This window comes from Streptomyces sp. NPDC007095, from assembly GCF_040634475.1.
Lineage (GTDB): Bacteria > Actinomycetota > Actinomycetes > Streptomycetales > Streptomycetaceae > Streptomyces.
Window position 1 is genome coordinate 1 of sequence record NZ_JBEYFS010000488.1, and the last position, 2,075, is coordinate 2,075.

The window sequence follows — 2,075 nt, forward strand, 5'->3', positions numbered from 1 at the left end:
CTTCGGCTACCTCACCCCGGCTGAGACCAGGCAGCGGCATCAACACACCCTCGCGGCATAGCCATTACGTGTCCGAGATCACGGGGAAGCTTCACCCCGTCGGCAGGACCGTCGCTGGGCGACCGCGTGGAGCCCGGAGCAGATATCGCAGCGGCTCAAGGTGGACTTCCCCGAAGATGAGTCCATGCGCATCTCCCCGCAATCCATCTACCAGGCCCTCTACGTGCAAGGACGCGGGGCACTCCAGCGCGAGCTGGTCGCCTGCCTGCGCACCGGACGGTCACTGCGCGTCCCGCGAGAGCGCACCAGGCAGAGCGTCCGTGGCCACGTCACTGCCGACGTGCTGATCAGTGAACGACCAGCCGAAGCCGAAGACCGCGCCGTCCCGGGGCACTGGGAAGGCGACCTCATCATCGGAACCGGCCGGTCCGCGATCGGCACGCTGGTCGAGCGCAGCACGCGGTTCACGATGCTGCTGCACCTGCCCCGGATGGACGGCTTCGGCACCGAACCACGCACCAAGAACGGGCCCGCGATGGCCGGCCGCGGCGCCGAGGACGTCAAGGACGCGATCACCGCCACCATCACCACGCTGCCCGAGCAACTGCGCAGGCCACTGACCTGGGACCGCGGCACGGAACTGGCCCGACACGCCCAACTCCGCATCGACGCCGGTCTCCAGGTCTACTTCGCCGATCCCCACAGCCCCTGGCAGCGCGGCACCAACGAGAACACGAACGGTCTGCTGCGTCAGTACTTTCCCAAGGGCACGGACCTGTCCCGCTGGGACGCCGACGAGCTCCAAGCCGTCGCCGCCACCATCAACAACAGACCCCGCAAAACCCTCGGATGGAAGACCCCCGCCGAAGCCCTCAACGAGCACCTACTATCTCTCCAGGTAGTTGGTGTTGCGACGACCGATTGAGTCCAAGTTGCGACCCGTGATCGGTATGCATCACCGCCCCGGCCAGGCTCCCGTGGGTTCGTTCGGCGGCTTGGAGTGCGTCGATGACGAGCTCGGTGCGCTCTACCTTTCTTCCTGGGAGGCCCAGCCATTCGTAGGGTTGTGGCACCCGGGGGAGCCGGGTGTGGCTCTCGGTGCGCTGCCGTCTTGTGGCTCCACATGCTTGGCCGCCCGGCTCCCCACGACGACTCGGCCGCCGATTAGGAAGTGCGAACAAGTCGCTGTGATGTCGCCGACGTACTTCGCATTCACCGCGGGCGCGGTGAAATCGCGGCCGATCAGGTCCGGGGCCTTCGCCGCGGCCGGGTCCGCGACGGTGGTGCGGTGCCGACGCCGCAGGCGCACTCCGGCGAGCCCGATGGCCCGCATGACGCGGGCGACGCGCTTGTGGTTCACGGTCTGGCCGCCGCCGTCGCGGAGTTCGGCAGTGACCCTGGGGACACCGTAAGTCCCGTCCGAGTCCCGGTGGACGTGGCGTATCCGGGCTGCGAGCCGGGCGTCCGCCGCCTGGCGGGCGGACCGCTCGGGGGCGGTGCGGCGCCAGTAGTAGAAGCTGGACCGGGCGATGCCGAGGATGGTGCACAGCCGCTTCACGCCGTTACGGCGCTGATGGTCGGCGACGAACTGGAAGCGGCTGCTCACCAGTTGGTCTCGCCCGCGAAATACTTTGCGGTCCTGCGCAGGATCTCCCGCTCCTGCCGCAGCTCTGCGTTCTGCTTGCGCAGTGCCGCATTCTCCGCCTCCAACGACGTCGACGCCGCCGGACCCGCCGCCCGGTGCGTCACATGAGAGCCCGCGCGGCGGCCGTCGGCAGCCCGTATCCAGTTCCGCAGCGTCTCGGTGTTCACCCCGAGATCAGCGGCGACCGACTTGATCGTCGCTCCCGGCCTCGGCCGGTACAGCGCGACCGCGTCCGCCTTGAACTCGGCGGGGTAGTGCTTCATCCCCACGGGGACTCCGTTCTCCTGGACCATCAAGATCCAAGTCTCTCCGGTGTCCAAACTCCGGGGTCAGGGCCCAAGGCCGGGTAGTTAGGGTTTTCGCAGGTCACGCAAGGGGAGTTGGTGACCATGCTGTGGCGGCGTAGAGGCCGGGGCCGAGCTTGTGGATG

2 protein-coding genes and 1 pseudogene are annotated in these 2,075 nt (G+C 68.1%); 1 reads left to right on the plus strand and 2 read right to left on the minus strand.

Translation table 11 applies throughout. From position 1 onward, the window contains the following. Positions 1-106: 106 nt before the first annotated feature. Positions 107-925, plus strand: a pseudogene (locus tag ABZ656_RS57615) (IS30 family transposase); the annotation flags it as partial. A gap of 102 nt (positions 926-1,027) precedes the next feature. Here ABZ656_RS57615 and ABZ656_RS57620 read toward each other — a convergent pair. Together ABZ656_RS57620 and ABZ656_RS57625 are read right to left on the minus strand one after the other, a co-directional pair. Then, positions 1,028-1,606: an IS3 family transposase gene (locus ABZ656_RS57620; RefSeq protein WP_360280701.1), complete on the minus strand. Its 579-nt coding sequence runs from the start codon at positions 1,604-1,606 to the stop codon at positions 1,028-1,030. Continuing rightward, the gene (locus ABZ656_RS57625) at positions 1,603-1,908 is read right to left on the minus strand and encodes a transposase (protein WP_360280704.1); all 306 of its coding nucleotides are present in this window, start codon (positions 1,906-1,908) and stop codon (positions 1,603-1,605) included. Before ABZ656_RS57625 ends, ABZ656_RS57620 begins: the two co-directional genes overlap by 4 nt. Between the last annotated feature and the right edge of the window lie 167 nt (positions 1,909-2,075).

Bases quoted from the DNA above. Each gene is read 5' to 3' on its own strand.
- ABZ656_RS57625 (WP_360280704.1), bottom strand. From the start codon at position 1,908: ATGAAGCACTACCCCGCCGAGTTCAAGGCGGACGCGGTCGCGCTGTAC.